General features: G+C 65.6%; 20 protein-coding genes and 1 tRNA gene. 9 read left to right on the forward strand and 12 right to left on the reverse strand.

Translation table 11 applies throughout. The features are described from left to right. The first annotated feature begins 321 nt into the window (after positions 1-321). Positions 322-1512: a pyridoxal phosphate-dependent aminotransferase gene (locus ACN0V4_RS12180; RefSeq protein ID WP_417676426.1), complete on the forward strand. Its 1191-nt coding sequence runs from the start codon at positions 322-324 to the stop codon at positions 1510-1512. A gap of 4 nt (positions 1513-1516) precedes the next feature. Here ACN0V4_RS12180 and ACN0V4_RS12185 read toward each other — a convergent pair whose 3' ends face one another. The 10 genes from ACN0V4_RS12185 to pdxH all read right to left on the reverse strand — a co-directional run bounded on the left by ACN0V4_RS12185 (position 1517) and on the right by pdxH (position 10672). Then, positions 1517-1759 (reverse strand): hypothetical protein, encoded by a 243-nt coding sequence (locus ACN0V4_RS12185; protein WP_417676428.1) that lies wholly within the window; start codon positions 1757-1759, stop codon positions 1517-1519. A 340-nt stretch (positions 1760-2099) separates the two neighbouring features. Beyond that, entirely contained in the window at positions 2100-2345 is a 246-nt protein-coding gene (locus ACN0V4_RS12190; protein ID WP_417676429.1) for a hypothetical protein, read from the reverse strand. Positions 2346-2359: 14 nt separating this feature from the next. Then, positions 2360-2608: a hypothetical protein gene (locus tag ACN0V4_RS12195; protein WP_417676430.1), complete on the reverse strand. Its 249-nt coding sequence runs from the start codon at positions 2606-2608 to the stop codon at positions 2360-2362. A 39-nt stretch (positions 2609-2647) separates the two neighbouring features. Next, the gene (locus ACN0V4_RS12200) at positions 2648-2896 is read right to left on the reverse strand and encodes a hypothetical protein (protein ID WP_417676431.1); all 249 of its coding nucleotides are present in this window, start codon (positions 2894-2896) and stop codon (positions 2648-2650) included. A 334-nt stretch (positions 2897-3230) separates the two neighbouring features. Next, a complete protein-coding gene (locus ACN0V4_RS12205) occupies positions 3231-4193 on the reverse strand; it encodes a calcium-binding protein (protein ID WP_417676432.1) in 963 nt (320 codons plus the stop codon). Positions 4194-4548: 355 nt separating this feature from the next. Continuing rightward, on the reverse strand, positions 4549-8208 hold the full coding sequence (locus tag ACN0V4_RS12210; protein WP_417676434.1) for a vitamin B12-dependent ribonucleotide reductase: 3660 nt from the start codon (positions 8206-8208) through the stop codon (positions 4549-4551). Between the two features lie 554 nt (positions 8209-8762). Then, positions 8763-8839, reverse strand: a tRNA-Pro gene (locus ACN0V4_RS12215). 43 nt (positions 8840-8882) lie between these two features. Then, a complete protein-coding gene (locus ACN0V4_RS12220) occupies positions 8883-9347 on the reverse strand; it encodes a DUF192 domain-containing protein (RefSeq protein WP_417676436.1) in 465 nt (154 codons plus the stop codon). Then, positions 9344-9913 (reverse strand): cold-shock protein, encoded by a 570-nt coding sequence (locus tag ACN0V4_RS12225; RefSeq protein WP_417676438.1) that lies wholly within the window; start codon positions 9911-9913, stop codon positions 9344-9346. The genes ACN0V4_RS12220 and ACN0V4_RS12225 overlap by 4 nt, the downstream gene beginning before the upstream one ends. 153 nt (positions 9914-10066) lie before the next feature. Then, positions 10067-10672, reverse strand: a complete 606-nt coding sequence (gene pdxH / locus ACN0V4_RS12230) for a pyridoxamine 5'-phosphate oxidase (protein ID WP_417676440.1) — start codon at positions 10670-10672, stop codon at positions 10067-10069. 177 nt (positions 10673-10849) lie between these two features. On the opposite strand from pdxH, the gene fabI reads away from it, so the two are divergent. The 8 genes from fabI to ACN0V4_RS12270 all read left to right on the forward strand — a co-directional run bounded on the left by fabI (position 10850) and on the right by ACN0V4_RS12270 (position 20149). Further along, positions 10850-11656: an enoyl-ACP reductase FabI gene (gene fabI, locus ACN0V4_RS12235; RefSeq protein ID WP_417676442.1), complete on the forward strand. Its 807-nt coding sequence runs from the start codon at positions 10850-10852 to the stop codon at positions 11654-11656. Between the two features lie 27 nt (positions 11657-11683). Beyond that, positions 11684-12184 carry a xanthine phosphoribosyltransferase gene (gene gpt / locus ACN0V4_RS12240; RefSeq protein ID WP_417676444.1) on the forward strand — a complete coding sequence of 167 codons (501 nt, stop codon included), beginning with the start codon at positions 11684-11686 and terminating at the stop codon, positions 12182-12184. Between the two features lie 126 nt (positions 12185-12310). Then, entirely contained in the window at positions 12311-13495 is a 1185-nt protein-coding gene (locus ACN0V4_RS12245) for an aminotransferase (protein WP_417676446.1), read from the forward strand. A gap of 83 nt (positions 13496-13578) precedes the next feature. Then, positions 13579-15423: a peptidyl-prolyl cis-trans isomerase gene (locus ACN0V4_RS12250; protein ID WP_417676448.1), complete on the forward strand. Its 1845-nt coding sequence runs from the start codon at positions 13579-13581 to the stop codon at positions 15421-15423. 9 nt (positions 15424-15432) lie between these two features. Next, a complete protein-coding gene (gene trpE, locus ACN0V4_RS12255) occupies positions 15433-16944 on the forward strand; it encodes an anthranilate synthase component I (RefSeq protein ID WP_417676450.1) in 1512 nt (503 codons plus the stop codon). A gap of 284 nt (positions 16945-17228) precedes the next feature. Next, positions 17229-17978 carry a GH25 family lysozyme gene (locus ACN0V4_RS12260; protein ID WP_417676452.1) on the forward strand — a complete coding sequence of 250 codons (750 nt, stop codon included), beginning with the start codon at positions 17229-17231 and terminating at the stop codon, positions 17976-17978. Positions 17979-18126: 148 nt separating this feature from the next. Continuing rightward, the gene (locus tag ACN0V4_RS12265; RefSeq protein ID WP_417676454.1) at positions 18127-18567 is read left to right on the forward strand and encodes an NUDIX hydrolase; all 441 of its coding nucleotides are present in this window, start codon (positions 18127-18129) and stop codon (positions 18565-18567) included. A 97-nt stretch (positions 18568-18664) separates the two neighbouring features. Beyond that, the gene (locus ACN0V4_RS12270; protein WP_417676456.1) at positions 18665-20149 is read left to right on the forward strand and encodes an inorganic phosphate transporter; all 1485 of its coding nucleotides are present in this window, start codon (positions 18665-18667) and stop codon (positions 20147-20149) included. A 65-nt stretch (positions 20150-20214) separates the two neighbouring features. Here ACN0V4_RS12270 and ACN0V4_RS12275 read toward each other — a convergent pair whose 3' ends face one another. Together ACN0V4_RS12275 and ACN0V4_RS12280 are read right to left on the reverse strand one after the other, a co-directional pair. Next, on the reverse strand, positions 20215-20658 hold the full coding sequence (locus ACN0V4_RS12275) for a YbhB/YbcL family Raf kinase inhibitor-like protein (protein ID WP_417676458.1): 444 nt from the start codon (positions 20656-20658) through the stop codon (positions 20215-20217). A gap of 107 nt (positions 20659-20765) precedes the next feature. Continuing rightward, positions 20766-22157: a divergent polysaccharide deacetylase family protein gene (locus tag ACN0V4_RS12280; protein WP_417676460.1), complete on the reverse strand. Its 1392-nt coding sequence runs from the start codon at positions 22155-22157 to the stop codon at positions 20766-20768. Positions 22158-22271 lie beyond the last annotated feature (114 nt).

Raw genomic sequence — 22271 nt, forward strand, 5'->3', positions numbered from 1 at the left:
TCAGCAGGGAATAATGCAGCAGGTAATGATGCAGCGAATGCGGTTCATGCGGCCGGGATACCATGTGCGGAGGATTGTGGGAAGCCGAAAGCGTGGCGCGGTTTGTCGCGGGCGGCGAATGGGGCAGCGGCGCGCAAGGGGGGCTCTGCCCCCCACGGCCTGCGGCCTCCCCCCGGGATATTTGCAGCTAGAAAAAGGCGGCAGGGGGGGCAAAGCCTGCGGTCGGCGCGTCCCGAGGTCACCGGGCGGCTCAGGTTGACAATCACTGCCGCCTCTGTCCCCTTCGAGCCAAGATGACCTGAGCCAAGCGAGGAGCCGATCATGCAGCTATCCCATCGGATCGAGACCCTGACCCCCGGCGGATCGGACGGATGGGAGGTGTTCTACAAGGCCAAGGCGCTGATCGCCCAAGGCGTGGCGGTGACCGAGCTGACCATCGGCGAGCACGACATCCGCACCGATCCCGCGATTCTGCAGGCGATGGACGCCAGCGCCCGCGGTGGCCGCACCGGCTATTCCGAAATCCCCGGCATCGGCGCCCTGCGCGACCGGGTGGCGGCGCGGATCACCGAACGGACCGGGGTGACCACCGGCCGGGACAATGTGCTGATCACCCCCGGCGGCCAGGCCGGGCTGTTCGCCGCCCATTGCGCGGTCTGCGATCCGGGCGACGCGGCGCTGTTCATCGACCCCTATTATGTCACCTATCCCGGCACCCTGCGGGCGGCGGGCGCCCGCCCCGTCAGCGTGCCGACCCGCGCCGAGGACGGTTTTCGCCCGCGCAAGGCGGCGATCCTGGCCGCCGCCGAGGGCGCGGCGGCGAAATCGCTGCTGATCAACAGCCCCAACAACCCGACCGGCGCGATCTATGACCGCGAGACGCTCGAGAGCATTGGGGGCGCCTGCGTCGAGGCCGGGCTCTGGCTGATCTCGGACGAGGTCTATGACACCCAGATCTGGGACGGCGCGCATCTGTCGCCCCGCGCCCTGCCGGGCATGGCGGATCGGACGCTGGTGATCGGGTCGATGTCGAAATCCCATGCGATGACCGGATCGCGCTGCGGCTGGATCATCGGCCCGGACCATGCGATCGCCCGGCTGATCAGCCTGGCCACCCATACCACCTATGGGGTGCCGGGTTTCGTGCAGGATGCGGCGCTCTTCGCCCTGGATCAGGGGCCCGAGCTCGAAGAGCTGGTTGCCGCCCCCTTCCGCCGCCGCCGGGCGTTGGCTCTGCGCATTCTGGCGGCTCAGAACACCCTGCGCATGTTGCCGCCGCAGGGGGCGATGTATCTGATGCTGGACGTGCGCGCCACCGGGCTCAGCGGCAATGCCTTCGCCGATGCGCTGCTCGACGCGGAACGGATCGCGGTCATGCCGGGGGAAAGCTTCGGTCAGGCCGCCGCCGGCCATATCCGGGTGGCGATGACCATCGAGGACGAGGCCTTTGCTGCGGCGCTGGAGCGGCTTTGCGGCTTTGCCGCCGGGCTCGCCGCGACCCAGGCGGGCTGACGGCTCAGCCCTGGTTCTGCCGGCGCGGGCGCAGGCGGCATTCGAGGCGCCCGAGGCCGTCGGCCTCGATCACAGCCTCGAGCGTGCTGTCGATCTCGAGAAAGACCTCTTCGCCGCCCTCCTGGTCGGCGGTCTGCAACCATTGCCCCGCCGACGGCGCCGCCGCCATCGGCGTATTCGCCCAAGCGAGCCCCGGTAGCGACAGGGAGGCGACGGCAAGCGCCAGGATCAGCTTTTTCGGTTTCATTTCATGTCCTTCTTCAAGGCACTGCGCGCGTGGAGGATACCGGCGAGCGATAGAAAGACCTGCCGCCGGCCGATGTCATCCCCATAATCGACAGGCGCGACCGGCCGGCCAGTCTTGGCGCTTTCCTGGCCCTTTGCCGCCTCGGAACCGGCTGAAACCAGCCCATGGAACCGGCGGAGCGCCCGATCTTGCGGCAACCGGTCCCGTCGCCCCCTGGGCGAGGCCGGCGCAGGGGAGCGCGCGCCCGCCATCGCCAACGCGCGCCCCGGTCTTGCGGGGGAGATTGGATAAGGGCCGCGCCCGAGGCCCTTTCGGTCGCCGACGGGCGCGGCCCTGCCGGTCACTCCTCGGCCAGGGGGATCAGCCCGGCCTTGCGGGCCTGGGTCAGTTCCTCGGCATCGAGTGCACCGTCGGCATTGCTGTCGAGTTCCAGGAAGACCTCCTCGTTCACCTGTGGGGCGATGGCCTGGACCTCGTCAAAGCTCAGCAGCCCGTCGCCGTCGGTGTCGGCGGGGTCCGCCGCCCAGGCCAGCCCCGGCAGGGCAAGCGCCGCGGCGGCAAGCGTCAGCGTCGTTCGGGAAGTCATCGTCTCACCTCCTCTCACTCGCTCACCGGCGGCAGCAGCCCGGCCTTGCGCCCGGCGGCGATCTCGTCAACGTCGAGAAAGCCATCCTTGTTCACGTCCAGCTCGGTGAAAAGCTCTTCGGTGGTGTCAGGCAACGCCGCCTGCAGTTCCGCCAGGTCGAGCTTGCCATCGCCATTGGTGTCGGCGCTGGCGGCGGCGAAGGCCATGGCCGGCAGGGCGACGGCGGTGGCGGCGGCAATCAGGGTCATCTGTTTCAAAGTCATGTCAGGGTCTCCTTTAAGGATAGGGGTTCAGAGCAGCGCTTAGCCTTCGTTCGCCGGCAGCAGGCCGGCGCCCCGGGCCATGGCGATCTCGTCAGCGTCCAGCACCCCGTCGGCATTCGCGTCCATCTTTGCGAAGTCCGCTTCGGTGATCATCGGCAAGACCGACTGAAGCTCGGCCAGGTTCAGCATGCCGTCGCCGTCGGTGTCGGCCTCGGTCAGCGCCCAGAGCATGCCGGGCGCCATGATCGCCGCCACGGCCGCCAGGGTGGTCAGTTTCATCGGTTTCATGTCTTGGTCCTCCTTCAAGGATCATCGTCCGCCCTGTTTGCGGACACCCCGAAAGAAAGGTCGGCGCGGAGGGTTTGTCATCGGGGCGGCGGCGGCGCGCCGGTTTCGGGCGAAAGGCCGCGCTTTTCGACGCGCCGCTGTCGCGGAAACCCGCCCGTGCAAGAGCGCGAAAATCCGCTCGGCGGTTTGACTCCGCAGCTGCGGGCGGGTTCCGGCGCCCCACCGCCGGTTTCAGCGCCGGCTCCCCTTGCGCGACACATCGCCGAAGGCGCCGGCGGACATGAAAAAGGGGCCACGCCGGGCCCCTCTTGCCGTCATTCCAGGGGAAATCCGGTCAGAACAGGAAATCACCCTTGCCCAGATCGGCGATCTCGACGTTCAGCAGGGTGATCCGGGTGCCGGCGTGATCGTCGATCACCACATCACTGCCCACCTGCTCCATATGATTATTGACCAGATCCTTGAAATTCCGGATCCGGGTCACCGCGCTCAGGTCGATATCCTCACCATTGCTGGTGGCGTTGAAATCGGTGATCACGTCGCGGCCGGCCTTGTTGCCGAAGACGAAGGTATCAAGCCCGGCGCCCCCGGTCATCCGGTCGTTGCCCCTGCCGCCGATCAGCACGTCGGCCCCGGCGCCGCCGAACAGCTTGTCGTTGCCGTTGCCACCCTCCAGCCGATCATTGCCATCGTCACCATAAAGCTTGTCCGCCCCGCCGCCGCCGAAAATCTTGTCACGGCCGGCGCCGCCTTCCAGCGTGTCGTTACCGGCATCGCCGAACAACCGGTCGTTGCCATCCCCGGCGAACAGCACGTCATCGCCGCCACCGCCGGCGATGCGGTCGTTGCCGATCAGGTTGAAGGCCACGCCATCGCCCACCGTGCTGCCAGAGCCGGCGATATCGTCCTCATTCCCCAGGGTAATGTCCCAGTCCCGCGCCATCAAGAAGGTTTCGATCGCGCTCTGGTCGATGCCATATTCGTCGCGATAGATGATCGGGGCGAAATCTTTCATGTCGATATCGACCGAGGCGAACAAAAGCTCCTGCCCACCCAGGGTGAAGGTGATGGTGTCGATCACGCCGGAGGTCACGTAATAGGTGCCGCCGATCATCCCGAGCCCGAAGCCCGAACCGGAGACGGAGAAGCTGGCCGCGGTGCCGCCGAAGCTGCCGTATCCTGAAAACCCGGTGGAACTGGTCGTGTCCACCACCGCGTCGACCGAGATGAAGTCGATGATATCGACCAGATCGGCAAGCGACACCCCACTCGAGGGAAGGGAAACTGTGATCGCCATGGCAAACTCCTTTTAAAACTGATGACGCGCCTTGCCGGCAGTCTGCGCAGAGGGAGGGGGTATTACAAGCGATTGACGGCACATCCCCCGCGCGAGCCGTGAAAAAAAGGGGGGCGAACCGCCCCCCTTCAGTTTCGACCTTCAGGCTCATATCGTTCACCGCCCTAGTTTTCTGCCTGCGGCCTGAACGTCGTCAGGGGCGAGCGCACCCGCCCCGCGAGGTAAGGGGAAGACCGGCCTGACCGGTCCTCCCGGTGCTGTGGAACGCAGGGGGATGCCCCCTGCCCTCCGCATTCGTCGGGGATGGAAAGATTTTATTTTCCAATCCCCTGCGCATCAATCCTGATGCGTTGCCTTAACTACACCCGCTGGTCGCCCCGCAGGTGTTGCATTTCATGCAGGTGCCATTGCGCACCAGCGTATAGTTGCCGCATTCACCGCAGGCCTCGCCCTCGTAGCCCTGCATCCGGGCCTTGGCGCGGGCGTCCATGGTGACGGTGCCGCTGGCCATCGCCGTGGTGGTCGTGGTGGTGACCATGGCCGAGGTCGTCTCGGGCACCAGGGTCGCCACCCCGGCGCCGGGGGTCGAGAAGGCCATGCCGCCACCGCCCTGCAGCACCATCAGCTCTTGCGGCAGCCGCTTGCGCAGATAGCCGGTGGAACTGATCTGCTTAAGCACTTCGAGCGACCGCGAGGCGGCGGTTTCGCTGATCTCGCTGACGTTCAAGACGCCTTCGTTGTCGGCGCCATGGCCCAGATCGTCAAAGGTGGTGCCCTGCGGTTTCACATGTGCCAGATCGGTGCGGTCGAGATAGCTCACCGCCAGTTCGCGGAAGATGTAATCGAGGATCGAGGTGGCGTTCTTGATGCTGTCGTTGCCCTGGACCATCCCCGCCGGTTCGAACTTGGTGAAGGTAAAGGCATCGACGAATTCCTCAAGCGGCACGCCGTATTGCAGACCGACCGAGACCGCGATGGCGAAGTTGTTCATCATCGCGCGAAAGCCGGCGCCTTCCTTGTGCATGTCGATGAAGATCTCGCCCAGAGAGCCGTCCTCATATTCGCCGGTGCGCAGATAGACCTTGTGACCGCCGACGATGGATTTCTGGGTATAGCCCTTGCGGCGCGACGGCATCTTTTGCCGGCCGCGGGCGACCTCCTTGATCACCAGTTTCTCGACGATCTTCTCGGCCAGCACCTGGGCCTTTTCCACCGGCGTGCCGGTTTCCAGCACCTCGGCCGCCTCATCGTCATCCTCGACCAGCGCGGCGGCCAAGGGTTGCGACAGCTTCGATCCGTCGCGATAAAGCGCATTGGCCTTCACCCCCAGCGACCAGGACAGCTCATAGGCCTGCTGGCACTCTTCGATGGTGGCGTTGTTGGGCATGTTGATGGTCTTGGAGATGGCACCGGAGATAAAGCTCTGCGCTGCCGCCATCATGGTGATGTGGCTGTTGACCGACAGGAACCGCTTGCCCTTCTTGCCGCAGGGGTTGGCGCAATCGAAGATATGGTAATGTTCCGCCTTCAGATGCGGCGCCCCTTCCAGCGTCATCGTCCCGCAGACGTGATCATTCGCCGCCTCGATATCGGCGCGGGAATATCCCAGATGCCGCAGCAGGTCGAAGGTGGGATCGGTCAGCTTTTCCGGCGCGATCTTCAACACGTTGGTGCAGAACTCTTCCCCCAGGGTCCACTGGTTGAAGACAAAGCGGATGTCGAAGGCGCTTTCCAGCGAGGCGTCGATCTTGGCCAGTTCGTTTTCGCCAAACCCATGCGCCACCAGCGTGGTATGGTTGATCGACGGCGCATTGCCGATGGTGCCATGGCCCACGGCATAGGAGATGATCTCCTCGATCTCGGCCGAGGAATAGCCGAGGTTTTCCAGCGCGGCGGGAACCGAGCGGTTGATGATCTTGAAGTACCCACCGCCGGCGAGCTTCTTGAACTTCACCAGGGCAAAATCGGGCTCGATCCCGGTGGTGTCGCAATCCATCACCAGGCCGATGGTGCCGGTGGGAGCGATCACGCTGGTCTGGGCATTGCGAAAGCCGTGCTTTTCGCCCAGCTCCAGCGCCTCGTCCCAGGCGGCCATGGCCAGATCGACCAGCCGACGGTCGGGGCAATGGGCGTGATCCAGCGGCACCGGCGCCACCGCCAGCCCCTCGTAGCCCTCGCTGTGGCCATAGGCGGCCAGACGGTGGTTGCGGATCACCCGCAGCATGTTGTCGGCGTTGCGGGCATAGCCGTCAAAGGTGCCAAGCTCTGCCGCGATCTCGGCGCTCGTCGCATAGGCGACGCCGGTCATGATCGCGGTCAGCGCCCCGCAAAGCGCGCGGCCCTCGTCGCTGTCATAGCCATACCCCATGTTCATCAGCAGACCGCCGATATTGGCGTATCCCAGGCCAAGGGTGCGGAAGTCATAGGAAAGCTGCGCGATTTCCTTCGACGGGAATTGCGCCATCATCACGCTGATCTCCAGCGTCAGCGTCCACAGCCGGGTGGCATGCATGTAATCGCCGGCCTGGAACTGCCCGTCCTTCAGGAAGGTCAACAGGTTCATCGAGGCGAGGTTGCAGGCGGTATCGTCCAGGAACATATATTCCGAACAGGGGTTCGATCCGCGGATCGGCCCATCCGCCGGGCAGGTGTGCCAGGCGTTGATGGTATCGTGGAACTGGATGCCCGGATCGGCGCAGGCCCAGGCGGCATGGCCGACCTTTTCCCACAGATCACGCGCCTTGACGGTCTTGGCGATGCTGCCATCGACCCGGTTGATCAATTGCCAATCCGCATCCTCGCACACCGCCTGCAGGAAGGCATCGGTGACGCGGATCGAGTTGTTGGAGTTCTGGCCGGAGACCGAGCTATAGGCCTCGGAATCCCAGTCGGTGTCATAGGTGGGGAATTCGATGCTGGTATAGCCCTGCTTGGCGTAATCCAGCACCCGTTTCACGTAAGTTTCGGGGATCGCGGATTTCTTGGCGTCGCGGATCGCCGATTTCAGCCCCGGGTTGGTGGCCGGATCGCAGGCGTCCTCGACACTGCCGTCCCAGGCCCTGATCGCGGCGAAGATGGCGTTGAGCTTTTGCTCGTGCATCTTGGAACCGGCGACGATCGAGGCGACCTTCTGCTCCTCGATCACCTTCCAGTCGATGAATTTCTCGATATCGGGGTGATCGGCGTCGACGATCACCATCTTGGCGGCGCGCCTTGTGGTGCCGCCGGATTTGATCGCGCCTGCCGCCCGGTCGCCGATCTTGAGGAACCCCATCAGACCCGAGGATTTGCCGCCGCCCGACAGCCGCTCCCCCTCGGCCCGCAGGCGGCTGAAGTTGGTGCCGGTGCCCGAGCCGTATTTGAACAGCCGTGCCTCACGCACCCAAAGATCCATGATGCCGCCCTCGGTCACCAGATCATCGGCCACCGACTGGATGAAACAGGCGTGCGGCTGGGGGTGCTCATAGGCGGATTTCGATTTGGTCAGCTTGCCGGTCTTGTAATCGACATAGAAATGGCCCTGGCTCGGCCCATCGATGCCATAGGCCCAATGCAGCCCGGTGTTGAACCATTGCGGAGAGTTCGGCGCGGCGCGCTGGCTTGCCAGCATATGGCGCATCTCGTCGTAATAGGCGCGGGCGTCGGTCTCGGTGGTGAAATAGCCGCCCTTCCAGCCCCAATAGGCCCAGGCACCGGCGAGCCGGTCGAACACCTGTTTCGAGGAGGTCTCTCCCCCCGTCTCGGTGGTGGCGGTTTCGGGAACCGACCGCCAGAGGAATTCCGGCACGTCCTTTTCGGCGACCTTCTTCAGCCGCACCGGCACGCCGGCCTTGCGGAAGTATTTCTGCGCGATGACGTCGCTGGCGACCTGGCTCCAGCCGGCGGGCACTTCGATCTCCTCCAGACGGAAAACGATGGTGCCATCGGGATTGCGAATCTCGGACGTCGTGGTGACGAAATCCAGATCGGCGTATGCGTCCTGCCCTGCCTTGGTGAACTTTCTTTCGATTTTCATTGCTGCCTCTGACCTTCCAAGCGTTCCCCGCAACCGGGTCCTTCACCACCCCATCAGGCGTCTTCGGCGGCCCATGCGCATGACATCCCCGATCCGCAAAGCCGATCTCAGGCCTTGCGTTCGGCCCCTTGTCCGACGCGATACGCTGGTTTTGCTGCCACTCGTTCCCGACCGCGAGTTCTCGCATCATCCACTAGATTTAGTGCGCTTGTGGCCGGCTCACACAATTTGGAGCAGACAAAAGCCAGGGGTCAACGGATTTTTTTGCCCGAGCCACGGAAAAAGCCGATTGACCGGCAAGCCATCCACAGGGCCTTGCGATTCTTCCACAGGATGCTGCAAAGCAGCACTTCGCGCAGGGGCTGAAGCCTCTGCCGGAAGCCCCTTTTCCTGCATGAAAAACCTTCGACCGGCCCCGGCGCCTCCTGGCAACCGCAACCTGTCCGTCCATATTCTGGGCAGACCACAACATTTGGCGGCGATATCACCCGATGCGCGAAAACCGGGCCAAGCCGGAGCGCCGAGGGCGAAAAACCAGAGGGAATTGGGAGGGGTGGTCGGGGCGGCGAGATTCGAACTCACGACCCCCTGTACCCAAAACAGGTGCGCTACCAGACTGCGCCACGCCCCGGACCGTGCGCCTGTCTAGCGGCGGCAATCGGATTTGAAAAGCCCTAACAGGGCCAGGCGGCCGGACCTTCGGCAAAAACCGGATGGCGCATCACCGTGCCGGGGCCAATGCCATAGCGGCGGGCCAGCCCGGCGTTGATCTCGAGCACGGCAAAGATCCCCTCGCCCCCCTCGATCGGCGTCAGATCGCGCGGCTTCGCATCGCTGTGCACGCGTCTGACCACACCCTGACGGTCGAGAAACAGCATATCGAGCGGAATCAGCGTGTTCTTCATCCAGAAGGACACCGGCTGGGGATGTTCATAGACGAACAGCATGCCGGCCCCACGGGCCAGGCTTTTGCGATACATCAGCCCCCGCGATCTTTCGTCCGGGCTGTCGGCGATCTCGACATCGAAGCCGAGTTGCCCCCAATCGCCCCGCAGCTCAACCCGATCCGCGCGGCACTGCGCCCAGGCACCACTGGCGGCGCAAATCAGGATCAGAGCAAGAGCGAGGCGGCGGATCATGAAACGGCGGCGTCCTCCGCAATCTGCGGCTCGACCGTGGCCCCTTCGACCGCGGCCTCCCAGGCCAGCACCTCGGCGGCCATGCGGCCACGGCGCCCGTCGATCACCCGCATCGCCAGGGCCTCGCCCGGCTGCAGATCAGCCAGGCCGGACTGGCGCAGCACCTCGATATGCAGAAAAACGTCTTCATCCCGGCCGAACACATTCGCAAAACCGAATCCCTTCGCCTTGTCGAACCACTTCACCCGGGCCGGCTCCAGCGGATAGCCTTGCAGCTCTTCGGGATCGAGATGGCTGAAGTCGGACAGGACCGGCCCCTCGGCACGCACCGGCGGGGTGATCGATACCACCTCGACCGCCTGCACACCGCGTTCGGTCTGGTGGATCACCACTTCGATCCGCGATCCGTCAGCGACCGAACTCTGGCCGAAATTCCGCAATACATTCACATGCAACAGAATATCGGGGCCACCTTGGTCCGAGACGACGAAGCCATAGCCCTTCGCCGGATCGAACCATTTCACCTGACCTTCCACGTGCTGCATACTGCTCAGATCTTCCGCCACTTTTTTTGGTTCCGCGTTCTTGCGTGTTTGCGCGTCTTCATGATTTGCCCGCCTGTCTGCTATAAACCCCAGAAGGGTTTCAAGCGCAAAACGTCAAATTGGCCAAAATTCCGCACCAAATTTCAAGGCTTTGCATTTCACGTAACGTGAACATCACGGGTTCAGACGCTGAATTTCCCAAGCGGATTCAGGCGTCTGGCGACGCCAGACGAAACGGTCATGCAGGCGAAACGCGCCATCGGCCCAAAACTCGATCTGCACCGGCGTCAGCCGATATCCGCCCCAGAAGGGCGGCCGCGGCGGATTAGTGCCGAAGCGCGCGGTCACCTTGGCGACCTCGGCCATCAGGCTGGTCCGGCTGTCGAGCGGCTGGCTCTGATGCGAGGCCCAGGCGCCCAGCCGGCTCTTCAGCGAGCGGGAGGCATAATAGGCGTCCGCCTGCGGCCCCTCCTCCTTGCTGATCAGCCCGCGCACCCGCACCTGCCGGCGCAGCGATTTCCAATGCATGACAAAGGCAGCCTTGCCGGCCTGGTCAAGTTCCTGCGCCTTGGCACTATTGTAATTGGTATAGAAGACGAAGGCCTTATCCTCGACCTCCTTCAACAGGACCATGCGCACGTCCGGCAGGCCCTCTGCATCGACCGTCGCGATCGCGATCGCATTAGGATCATTCACTTCGCTTGCCTCGGCTTCGGCAAGCCACCGGCGAACGATGACAAACGGATCATCGCCGGCAAAAATTCCGCTTCTATCGCCCATGGTATCCCCATCATGGATTGTGGCGAGACCCTAGAACGCTCCAGCCCAGCGGGCAAGCCCGTGCGGGCGCCCCGATGCGATCGTCTCCGAACTTCGTCGGTGACTGCGCGCCCTTGAAGCGCAGATGGCAATCGCCTAAAGGACGGATCCAAACCGTTGGACAGGCGGAGGATCGAGATGTCACAACAGCTATTGGCCGGCAAGCGCGGCCTGATCATGGGCCTTGCCAATGACAAATCCATCGCCTGGGGGATCGCCAAGGCGCTGTCCGGCGCCGGTGCGGAATTGGCCTTTTCATATATGGGCGAGGCGCTGAAAAAGCGCGTCATGCCCTTGGCGGAACAGCTCGGCAGCGCGATCGTCCTGCCCTGCGACGTCGGCGACGAGGCGTCGATCGACGCCTTGTTCGAAGCGCTCAAAGAGCAGTGGGGCGAGCTGGATTTCGTCGTCCATGCGATCGGCTTCTCCGACAAGAACGAGCTGCGTGGTCGCTATGTCGACACCAGCCGCGCCAATTTCACCATGAGCATGGATATTTCGGTCTATTCCTTCACCGCGGTGATGCAGCGGGCCGAGAAGATGATGAGCGAGGGTGGCGCCGCGCTGACGCTGACCTATTACGGCGCCGAAAAAGTGATGCCGCATTACAACGTGATGGGGATCGCCAAGGCGGCGCTGGAGGCGAGCGTGCGCTATCTGGCCGAGGATCTGGGCAAGGACGGCATTCGCGTCAACGCGATCTCGGCCGGGCCGATCAAGACGCTGGCAGCCTCGGGCATCGGCGATTTCCGCTATATCATGAAGTGGAACGAATATAATTCGCCGCTGCGGCGCAATGTGACGATCGACGACGTCGGCAATTCCGCGCTCTATCTGCTGTCCGACCTGAGCGCCGGGGTGACCGGCGAAATCCTGCATGTCGACGCCGGCTATCACGCCGTCGGCATGAAGGCGGTCGACGCCCCCGATATTGCCAAGAACTGAGCCGAGACCGCCAGAGGGAAGATGCCGATGACCGACCTGCTGCCGCATGAGAAAGGGTTTCTCGTCAGCTGGGACCAGCTCCACCGCGACGCGCGGGCGCTGGCCTGGCGGCTGCAGGGGGATGCGCCGGACGGCGGCTGGCGCATGGTGGTGGCAATCACCCGCGGCGGCATGGCCCCGGCGATGATCATCGCCCGCGAGCTGGATATCCGGCTGGTCGATACCATCAGCGTCAAGTCCTATGACCACCAGACCCAGAGCGAGCCGGTGGTGATCAAGTCGCCCGACATGACCCTGGTCGGTGATGGCGCGGGCGTCCTGATCATCGACGATCTGGTCGATACCGGCCGCACCCTGGAAGTGGTGCGCACCCTGCTGCCGAAGGCGCATGTCGCCACCGTCTATGCCAAGCCCAAGGGACGGGCGCAGGTGGATACCTTCATCACCGAAGTGAGCCAGGACACCTGGATTTTCTTCCCTTGGGACACCGCGCTGCAGTACGTTAAGCCCTATCGCGCGCTGGACTGACCGGGCGCGTCCCCGGCCCCGCCGGCGGATAATCGAGTATTCTACCGAGACCAAGGGGCGCGGGCGGGCCCGGGCCCTGACCGGCGCCTTCAGGATGATCGAAGCGATCAAGGAAGGAACGCGCCCATGTCCCTCGCCTCTCCCACCCGCACCGAGGCCACCTTTCCCGCCCCCATCGTCGCCTCGCGCCGCTGGATCGAGGGGGTCAGCTTTCCCGCCGATCGCCCGCTGATCAACGTCAGCCAGGCGGCGCCGATCGACCCGCCGCCCGAAGCGCTGCGGCAGGCGATGGCCGAGTTCCTCCTCACCGTGCCGCAGGCGCATCTTTACGGCCCGGTGCTGGGCATGCCCGAGCTGCGCGCGGCGCTCGCCGGCCAGGTCTCAGCGCTCTACGGCGGCACGGTGGCGCCCGGTCAGGTGGCGATCACCTCCGGCTGCAACCAGGCCTTCACCGCCACCATTGCCGCGCTGACCGGCGAGGGCGACGAGGTGATCCTGCCGACGCCTTGGTATTTCAATCACAAGATGTGGCTGGATATGGCCGGGGTGCGCACGCTGCCACTGCCGACGGGCGATGGTCTGATCCCCGATCCGGAACGCGCCGCGGCGCTGATCACCTCGCGCACCCGGGCAATCGTTCTGGTCACCCCCAACAATCCCAGCGGCGCGGAATACCCGGCGGGCATCCTGCGGGCGTTCTATGATCTGGCGCAGGCGCATGGGCTGAAGCTGATCGTCGACGAGACCTATCGCGATTTCGACAGCCGCGATGGCGCCGCGCATGATCTCTTCACCGATCCCGATTGGGACCGGACGCTGGTGCATCTCTATTCCTTCTCAAAGGCCTATCGGCTGACCGGCCACCGGGTCGGCGCGCTGCTGGCTTCCCCCGCGATGATGCTCGAGGTGGAGAAATATCTCGACACCGTGACCATCTGCCCGAGCCAGGTAGGCCAGTTCGCGGCGTTGATCGGCATTCGCACCCTGGGCGATTGGGTGAAGGGGGAACGCGACGAAATCCTCTCCCGCCGCGCCGCGCTGGCGCAGGGTTTCGGCCGGCTCGACGAACAGGGCTGGCGGCTGAAGGGGCTCGGCGCCTATTTCGCCTATGTCGAACATCCCTTCGATCTGGAGGCCGAGGCGCTGGCGCAAAAGCTGGTGCATGCGGCCTCGATCCTTGCCCTGCCGGCCAGCATGTTCGTTCCGGCGGACGATCCCTCGGGTGCGCGACACCTGCGCATCGCCTTCGCCAATACCGACCAGGCGGGGATCGCGGAAATGATCGACCGGCTGGCGGCAGTCAGGCTCTGATCCCGGCATCTGAGCTTGCCCCCCTTCGGCGCGCGTCGTATTGAGGGCGCCGATACAACGGCATTGCCAGAAAAGGGGGCGCCATGGCCGCGCGGGTCAAAGAGCTTTCGAAATCCTTTGTCTGGATCCTGATGGGTCTGCTGGTTGCGGGTCTGGCGGGCTTCGGCGCCACCAACCTGAGCGGCACCGCCCATACGGTTGCGACCGTGGGCGATCAGACCGTCACCACCCAGGCCTATGCCCGCGAGCTGCAACGCGAGATTCGCGCCATCGAAGCGCAGAACGGCCAGGCGCTGCAGATCAGCCAGGCCAAGGCGATGGGGATCGACCAGCAGGTCCTGGGCCAGCTCATCGCGCTGGCGGCGCTCGACAATGAGGTCGACCAGCTTGGCATCGGCATCGGCGACGCCAACCTGCAAAAGGAAATCCTGGCCATTCCGGCCTTCCACGGCCCCGATGGCAAGTTCGACCGCGACACCTATCGGTTCCAGCTCGATCAGGCCGGGTTGAGCGATGTCGATTTCGAAACCGACCTCCGCCACGAGGCCGCCCGCACCCTGGTGCAGGGCGCCATCGTCGGCGGCGTGAAGATGCCGCCGGAAATGACCGCCACGCTGGTCGACTATATCAGCGCGCGCCGCAGCTTTTCCTTTGCGACGCTGACGCCCGAGGCGCTGACCACGCCGGTGCCGACGCCCGACGAGGCGACGCTGAAGGCCTATTACGACGCTCATGGCGACCAGTTCACCCTGCCCGAGACCAAGTCGATCACCTATGTGCTGCTAACGCCCGAGATGATCCTGGGTCAGGTCGAGGTCGACGAGGCCGCGATCCGGCGCCTCTATGACGAACGCCAGGCCGATTACAACACGCCCGAGCGTCGGTTGGTCGAACGGCTGGTCTTCTCCAGCGACCAGGCCGCCAAGGACGCCATGGCGCAGATCGAGGTTGGCGGCACCACCTTTGAACAGTTGGTCGAACAGCGGGGGCTGTCGCTGTCCGATATCGATCTGGGCGATGTCGGCGCCGAGGACCTTGGCGCCGCAGCCGAGACCGTCTTTGCCGCCAATGTCGGCGATGTGGTCGGGCCGCTGCCCTCGAACCTGGGGCCGGCGCTGTTCCGGGTGAACGGCACCCTGGCCGCCCATGTGACCACCTTCGAGGAAGCGCATGACGAGCTGCGCGACGAGCTCGCCTCGGAACGCGCGCGCCGGCTGATCGAGACCCAGGCCGAGGATATCAACGACCGTCTGGCCGGGGGCGCCACGCTCAAGGAGCTGGCGGACGAGACCGACATGCAGCTTGGCCAGATCGACTGGACCAGCGACAGCTCCGACGGGATCGCCGCCTATGACGCCTTCCGCGAGGCCGCCTCGAAAGTCACCGCCGACGATTTCCCCGAGGTGAAGTTCCTGGACGATGGCGGCGCCTTCGCGCTGCAGCTCGACAAGGTGCTGCCGCCGCGCCCCGAACCCTTCGAACAGGCCCGCGACCGCGTGCTCGCCAGTTGGACCGCCGCCGAGACCGATGCCGCGCTGAAGGCGCAGGCACAGGCCATTGTCGACGGACTGGGCACCACCGGCGATCTCGCCGGCGCCGGGCTGACCCAGCGCAAGGAGACCGGGCTGACCCGCGCCGCCTTTCTCGAGGATACCGCGCCCGATTTCATGAACCAGGTGTTCGAGATGAAGCCGGGTGAATTGCGCATCGTCCCCGGCGATCAGATGGTGCAGATCGTACGTCTGGACGAGGTGCTGCCGCCCGCGGAAACCCCTGATCTGGCCGTCATGCGCAAATCCATCGCGCAGCAGTTCGATCAGTCGCTGGCCCAGCAGCTGTTCGACGCCTATGTGCGCGACGCCCAGATCCGTGCCCACCCGACGGTGGACCAGCAGGCGCTGAATGCGGCGCAGGCGAATTTCCGATAAGGCGAGACCATGGCACTGACCCCCGATTTCGAAACCTTCGCCCGCGCCTATCAGGCCGGGCGGAACCAGGTCGTCTATACGCGGCTCGCCGCCGACCTGGACACCCCCGTTTCGCTGATGCTGAAACTGACCGGAGCGCAGAAGGATGCCTTCATGCTCGAGTCGGTAACCGGCGGCGAGGTGCGCGGGCGCTATTCGATCATCGGGATGAAGCCGGACCTGATCTGGCGCTGCAACGGCGAACAGGCCTTTCTCAACCGGCAGGCGCGGTTCGACCCCGAGGGGTTCGAGCCCGAGACCGCGGAGCCGCTGACCAGCCTGCGCGCGCTGATCGAGGAGAGCCGGATCGAGCTGCCCGAGGATCTGCCGCAGGCCGCCGCCGGTCTTTTCGGCTATCTCGGCTATGACATGGTGCGGCTGATCGAATATCTGCCGAACGTGAACCCCGATCCGCTGGGCCTGCCCGACGCGGTGCTGATGCGGCCCTCGGTCGTCGCCGTTCTGGATGGCGTCAAGGGCGAGGTCACCGTGGTCTCCCCCGCCTGGGTCAGCGAGGGGCTGTCGGCGCGCGCCGCCTATGCCCAGGCCGCAGAACGGGTGATGGACGCGGTGCGCGATCTCGACCGCGGCATGCCGGCCGAATCCCGCGACCTGGGCGAGGCGCAGGAGATCGGCGAGCCGACGTCGAACTTCACCCGCGACAGCTACAAGGCGGCGGTGGAGACCGCCAAGGACTATATCCGCGCCGGCGATATCTTTCAGGTGGTGCCGGCGCAGCGCTGGACGCAGGATTTCCCGCTGCCGCCCTTCGCGCTCTACCGCTCTCTGCGGCGCACCAACCCGTCGCCCTTCATGTTCTATTTCAACTTCGGTGGCTTCCATGTCGTCGGCGCCAGCCCGGAAATCCTGGTGCGCGTCTTCGGCCGCGAGGTGACCATCCGCCCGATCGCCGGCACCCGCCCGCGTGGCGCCACGCCGGAGGAGGATCGCGCGCTCGAGGCCGATCTGCTCGCCGATCAGAAGGAACTGGCCGAACACCTGATGCTGCTTGATCTCGGGCGCAACGACGTGGGGCGCGTGGCCAAGATCGGCACCGTGCGCCCGACCGAGAAATTCACCATCGAACGCTATTCCCACGTCATGCACATCGTGTCGAACGTGGTGGGCGAACTGGCCGAGGACAAGGACGCGCTCGACGCCTTCTTCGCCGGCATGCCGGCCGGCACCGTCTCGGGCGCGCCGAAGGTCCGGGCGATGGAGATCATCGACGAGCTGGAGCCCGAAAAGCGCGGCCTTTATGGCGGTGGCGTCGGATACTTCAGCGCCGGTGGCGACATGGATATGTGCATCGCGCTGCGCACGGCCATCGTGAAGGACCGCAAGCTCTACATCCAGGCCGGTGGAGGCGTCGTCTATGACAGCGACCCGGACAGCGAATATATGGAAACGGTGCATAAATCCAACGCCATCCGCCGCGCCGCGGCCGATGCCGCGCGGTTCTCGGGCAGCGGCAACCGCTGAGCCGAGCGAACGCCCTGCGCTGCGCGGATCAGGGGCCGGCGACGGCCCCTTTTTCATGCCTGGGACACAATAGACCGCGCCGCCGGCCCCGGCGCTGGTGTCACCGATCCGCCCCAGTGCGGGCGGCGCTTCGCCCAGTTACGTGATGCCAGATTGCCAAATCACAGAGGTCGTGAGCTAATTGGACAACTGTAATTTCATCTCCCCAAAAGGTGCGGTCGATGCTTAGGCCGATTGTTCTCTCTCTCTGCGCCGCGCTGGCACTCACGGCCTGCGGATCGCGCATGCCCAAATCGAATCCCGAGCCGCCGCGCAGGGTCACCACCACGCCCGATGCGGCGCATCTGAGCTTCTTCCCCGCCCCAAGCTTCGGCGATCTGAAGCCGCATGACTGGGCGACGGTGACGCCATCGGCCTATGCCGTCCATGGCATCGACGTGTCGCGCTATCAGGGCGATGTCGACTGGGCGCTGGTGCGCGCCTCGGGCGTCTCCTTCGCCTATATCAAGGCGACCGAGGGCGGCGATCACGACGATCCGAAATTCCGCGACCACTGGAACGGGGCCGGACAGGCCGGCGTCCGGCGTGGCGCCTATCATTATTTCTATTTCTGCCGCCCGGCCGAGGAACAGGCGCGCTGGTTCATCCGTCATGTGCCGCGCGATCCAGATGCCCTGCCCCATGTGCTGGATCTGGAGTGGAACCACCTGTCCCGCACCTGCCCAAAACGCCCCGATGGCGCCATCGTGCGGGCCGAGGCAAGCAAATTCCTCGATATCCTCGAACGCCACTATGGCAAGCGACCGGTGATCTATACCACCCCCGATTTCTATCGCGATACCGGCATCGGCCAGCTTCGCGGCACCCAGTTCTGGCTGCGTTCGGTCGCCGGTCACCCGTCGGAAACCTACCCCGGCGCACGCTGGACCTTCTGGCAATACACCGGCACCGGCGTGGTGCCCGGGGTTCAGGGGCAGGTCGACATCAACGTCTTCGCCCATCCGCCCGAAATCTGGGCAGTCTGGCCCGGCTGAACGCCCTCTTGACGGGCAACCGGCGCCGCCCCATTTGAAAACCGCGACATTTTGCCCTAAGTTAACAAAACAACACAACACTGAGCAGCAAGGCTACCCCACGATGATGAACCCGCGCTCCATCCCTTGGTTGGAAAGCATCAAGCTTATGATCAGCCGCCCCGAACCGGTGCAGTTGGCGGCTTTGTGTTTTCGAACACCCAAGCGGAAGGACACGCCCGAGGTTCTGCTGGTCACCAGCTCGCGCGGTCGCTGGATCCTGCCGAAGGGCTGGCCGATCAACGGGCTCGACAGCTGGGAAACCGCTCTGCAGGAGGCCTGGGAAGAGGCCGGCGTGCATAAGGGCAATCCCTGGCGCGACCCGCTGACCAGCTTCAGCAGCGTCAAACGCCACCCGAACGGAATCGAACAGCGCTGCGCCGTCTCGGTCTATCCGGTCGAGGTGGAGGAGATGCGCAAGGACTACCCCGAGGCCGACCGCCGCCAACGCCAATGGCTGAGCCTTCCCGAAGCGCATGAGCGGGTCGACGAACCCGCCCTGCATGGGGTTCTGCAACTGTTCGAGCAGGAACTCGCGGCGCGCGCTTGATCTGCGCGCCGATCCATCCTATCCGCCAACAGACTGTAACAGTTTCTTGACAGGGCGCAGGCCGGCCCCCGGCATTGGCGCGCGGCGGAAGGAGCCCATGCCTCAGGATAGCCCCGACACGTCCACCCGACAGTGGAAGACGCTCGACAAGGATCTCGGCCGCATCGGTCAGCTCGAGCTTGCCGCGCAATACGTATCCCGCCCGATGGTGGGACTGGGCGTGGCGCTGGCCTTCATGGTGATCGTGGGGCTGCTGGCAGCACTGCTGGCGGGGGTCGGATCGACCTCGGGGATCATCATCGTCGCCGCCGCCGTGCTGGGCGCCTATATGGCGATCAACATCGGCGCCAACGACGTGGCCAACAACATGGGTCCGGCGGTGGGCGCCAACGCGCTGACCATGGGCGGGGCCATCCTCATCGCGGCACTTTGCGAAAGCGCCGGCGCCCTGCTGGCCGGCGGCGATGTCGTCTCGACCATCTCCAAGGGCATCATCGACCCGAGCAGCGTCGCCGACACCCGAATCTTCGTCTGGGCGATGATGGCCGCGCTGACCTCCTCGGCGCTCTGGGTCAATCTGGCCACCTGGATCGGCGCCCCGGTCTCCACCACCCATTCGGTGGTGGGCGGCGTGATGGGGGCCGGAATCGCCGCCGCCGGTTTCGGTGCGGTCAACTGGTCCAGCATGGGCGCCATCGCGCTGAGCTGGGTGATCTCCCCCGTTCTCGGCGGCGTGATCGCCGCCGCCTTCCTTGCCTTCATCAAGACCTATATCATCTATCGCGAGGACAAGATCGCCGCCGCCCGGCGCTGGGTGCCGGCGCTGGTGGGGATCATGGCCGGCACCTTCGCCGCCTATCTGGCGCTGAAGGGGCTGAAGCAGGTGGTTGAGATCGATCTCGGCAATGCGCTGATGATCGGCGTCCTGGTCGGCGCCTTCAGCTATGCCGGTGCCATCCCCTTCCTGCGGCGTCAGTCGGCGGGGATGGAGAACCGCAACAAGTCTCTGAAGGCGCTGTTCGCGCTGCCGCTGGTGATTTCGGCCGGGCTGCTGTCCTTCGCCCATGGCGCCAACGATGTCGCCAATGCGGTCGGTCCGCTGGCCGCCATCGTCCATTCGGTGAATTTCGGAGAGATCGCCGGCAAGGTCGAAATCCCCACCTGGGTGATGATCATCGGCGCCTTCGGGATCTCGTTCGGGCTGGTGCTGTTCGGGCCCAAGCTGATCCGCATGGTCGGCAGCCAGATCACCAAGCTGAACCCGATGCGCGCCTTCTGCGTGGCGCTGTCGGCGGCGCTGACGGTGATCGTGGCCAGCGCGCTCGGGCTGCCGGTCTCCTCCACCCATATCGCTGTGGGGGCGATCTTCGGCGTGGGCTTCTTCCGCGAATGGTACACCGCCCGCCATCTGCCGTCGCAAAGCGGCCCCGGCAAGAAACTGGCGGTCGAGGAGCGGCGCCGCCGCAAACTGGTGCGGCGGTCACATTTCCTGACCATCGTGGCGGCCTGGGTGATCACCGTGCCCGCCGCCGCAGCGATGTCGGCGCTGGTCTTCCTGCTGCTGCGGGCGATCTTCGTCTGAGCCGGCAGGCGACGCGCTGACCTGCGTGACAGGCGGCCGGCGCAACCGCCGACCGCCCGCACCGTTCAGCGCGTATAGACGGCGGTGATCCGCGCGCTGCCCAGGGTGCTGCCGTTGATCATGAAGCCCGCCAGCGCATTGCTCGCTCCCTCGGGCAGATCGAGCTTGTCGACCGGCAGGGCGTAGAGGGTGAAGATATAGCGATGCACCTCGCCCGGCGGCGGGCAGGCACCACCAAAGCCCGCGTTCCCGAAATCATTGGTCATCTCGACCGCCCCTGCCGGCATCGCCGCGGTGCCGTTGGCGCCCTCCTCCAGTCCGCTGACCGAGGCGGGGATGTTCACCACCGCCCAATGCCACCAGCCGGACCCGGTCGGCGCATCGGGATCATAGGCGGTGAGCGCGAAGCTCCGGGTGCCCTCGGGCGCGCCCGACCAGGAGAGCTGCGGCGAGGTGTTGCCCCCGGTGCAGCCGAAGCCCGCAAAGACCTGTTCGGCATGCAGGGGCATGCCCTCGGCGATGCTGCCGCTGGTCAGGCGGAACTCCTCGGCCCGGGCCGATGACGCGCTGATCCATCTTCAGCCCTCCCGCTTCGCCAGATCGGCGAGCGCCGCCGCTAGTCCTGCGGCGCCGCCTCCGGCTTGTGGGTGAGCACGGCCGAGACCGGCGCCAGCGCCACCCGCTGGGCTCGGTCCTGCAGCCCCCAGAGCAGCAGCGCGCTGACGGTATCGGGCCGCACCCGGCCGAGCATGATCACCGTCCCCTCCTGACTGGCGCGGAAAGCGGCCTGATCGAGGAAACGGCGCATCACCGTCGGCGTCTGCCCGGCCCCGTCGAAATCGCGGAACACCACTGCCGAAGGCACCCCCTCGCGGGCGGCGAGCTTCTGAACCGTATTGAGCCCGCTCGATTCCGTGATCAGCCCCAGCCCGGCCGAGCGGGCGATTTCGGTCACCTGATCGGACAGCGGCCGGTTGCCCTGAATGCCGCTGCCCGGACCTTCGAGGATCGCCACCGCCTCGGGCACCTCGGAGCGCCAGACCGACAGCGACACCTCGGCGTCCTGCGGCGTGGCGGCGACCGGCAGATCGGCCAGCAGCACCACCTCGAACCCGGCATCGCGATATGTCTGCATCTTGGTGGCGGCATCGGCCTCGGTCGGGTCGATGGCGAAGGTCAGCGGATAGGGGAAATCGGCCAGGGCCTCGGCCCCGATGGACTGGGCGTCGTCGATCAGGATGATCGACATCAACGGCCGACCCTCGGCATTGTCGAAGGGTGCGGAATAGAGCGCCAGCGGCGTCGGCCCCTCGGCGGCGACTGGGGCGGCTTCGCGGTCGGTCAGCGGCTTGACCGGCGTGCCGAGCGGGCTGGACCCCGGGGCGGCATCGGTGCCGGCCTGCGGCAGGGCGGCGATGCGCGGCGCCGCGGCCTCCTCGGTCGCGGGCGCGGCCGCGGCTTCCTCGGCCGGTTCCACCTGATCGGCGGGGGTCTCGGAATGGGTCTCGGTTTCCAGCCGGGCCAGACCCGAGTCCGTCTCGGGCAGCGCCGGCGCGGCGGGCTGCGCTGGTTCAGAGGCGATCGAGACGCCCTTGTCGGTTCCGGGCGCCTCGGGTCCCGCGCCGGGGGCCTTCGGCAGATCGGGATTGTCGGCCCCGATCGAAACCTCGGGCGCGGCGGCGGTGGTGATCGGCCCGGCGAGCCCCTCGGTGGCGGCGCCGACGCTCGGCTTCGCGGCCGGCGCGGTGTCGAGCGGTTTCAGTTCATCGGCGGCCCCCCCCGCGACCGGCGCCTTCGGCATCGCCTCGACCAGATCGGCGTCATTGCCCTTGGTCTCGATCCCGGCCCGGCCCGTGGTCTCCTCGGGCGCCCCGGCCGAGGCGGTGGGCGCCTGGCCCACCTCCGGCCGCTGCGGCAAGGGCATCAGCAGCGACAGCGCCCCCGAGCCCACCACAACGACCACCGCGCCCAGCCCGAAGCCCCCGAAAAATCCGCGCATAGCTGCCATGCCTCTCTCACCTTAACCGCCCCTAACCTTCCGGTTACGGCCCGTTTGCCCGATTTCCAACCCGCAAGTTGCCACGGCAGCGGTCGATTTGTCCCGCCCCTGGCCCTTGACGCT

This window comes from Pseudodonghicola sp. (assembly GCF_048268305.1).
Lineage (GTDB): Bacteria > Pseudomonadota > Alphaproteobacteria > Rhodobacterales > Rhodobacteraceae > Pseudodonghicola.

Coding starts and splice junctions, on each gene's coding strand:
- gpt (WP_417676444.1), top strand. CDS start 11,684: ATGACCGACCTGCTGCCGCATGAGAAAGGGTTTCTCGTCAGCTGGGAC.
- ACN0V4_RS12205 (WP_417676432.1), bottom strand. CDS start 4,193: ATGGCGATCACAGTTTCCCTTCCCTCGAGTGGGGTGTCGCTTGCCGAT.
- ACN0V4_RS12200 (WP_417676431.1), bottom strand. CDS start 2,896: ATGAAACCGATGAAACTGACCACCCTGGCGGCCGTGGCGGCGATCATG.
- ACN0V4_RS12265 (WP_417676454.1), top strand. CDS start 18,127: ATGATCAGCCGCCCCGAACCGGTGCAGTTGGCGGCTTTGTGTTTTCGA.
- ACN0V4_RS12250 (WP_417676448.1), top strand. CDS start 13,579: ATGGCCGCGCGGGTCAAAGAGCTTTCGAAATCCTTTGTCTGGATCCTG.
- ACN0V4_RS12185 (WP_417676428.1), bottom strand. CDS start 1,759: ATGAAACCGAAAAAGCTGATCCTGGCGCTTGCCGTCGCCTCCCTGTCG.
- ACN0V4_RS12210 (WP_417676434.1), bottom strand. CDS start 8,208: ATGAAAATCGAAAGAAAGTTCACCAAGGCAGGGCAGGACGCATACGCC.
- fabI (WP_417676442.1), top strand. CDS start 10,850: ATGTCACAACAGCTATTGGCCGGCAAGCGCGGCCTGATCATGGGCCTT.
- ACN0V4_RS12275 (WP_417676458.1), bottom strand. CDS start 20,658: ATGCCCCTGCATGCCGAACAGGTCTTTGCGGGCTTCGGCTGCACCGGG.
- ACN0V4_RS12280 (WP_417676460.1), bottom strand. CDS start 22,157: ATGGCAGCTATGCGCGGATTTTTCGGGGGCTTCGGGCTGGGCGCGGTG.
- trpE (WP_417676450.1), top strand. CDS start 15,433: ATGGCACTGACCCCCGATTTCGAAACCTTCGCCCGCGCCTATCAGGCC.
- ACN0V4_RS12270 (WP_417676456.1), top strand. CDS start 18,665: ATGCCTCAGGATAGCCCCGACACGTCCACCCGACAGTGGAAGACGCTC.
- ACN0V4_RS12260 (WP_417676452.1), top strand. CDS start 17,229: ATGCCCAAATCGAATCCCGAGCCGCCGCGCAGGGTCACCACCACGCCC.
- ACN0V4_RS12190 (WP_417676429.1), bottom strand. CDS start 2,345: ATGACTTCCCGAACGACGCTGACGCTTGCCGCCGCGGCGCTTGCCCTG.
- ACN0V4_RS12220 (WP_417676436.1), bottom strand. CDS start 9,347: ATGATCCGCCGCCTCGCTCTTGCTCTGATCCTGATTTGCGCCGCCAGT.
- ACN0V4_RS12180 (WP_417676426.1), top strand. CDS start 322: ATGCAGCTATCCCATCGGATCGAGACCCTGACCCCCGGCGGATCGGAC.
- ACN0V4_RS12245 (WP_417676446.1), top strand. CDS start 12,311: ATGTCCCTCGCCTCTCCCACCCGCACCGAGGCCACCTTTCCCGCCCCC.
- ACN0V4_RS12195 (WP_417676430.1), bottom strand. CDS start 2,608: ATGACTTTGAAACAGATGACCCTGATTGCCGCCGCCACCGCCGTCGCC.
- pdxH (WP_417676440.1), bottom strand. CDS start 10,672: ATGGGCGATAGAAGCGGAATTTTTGCCGGCGATGATCCGTTTGTCATC.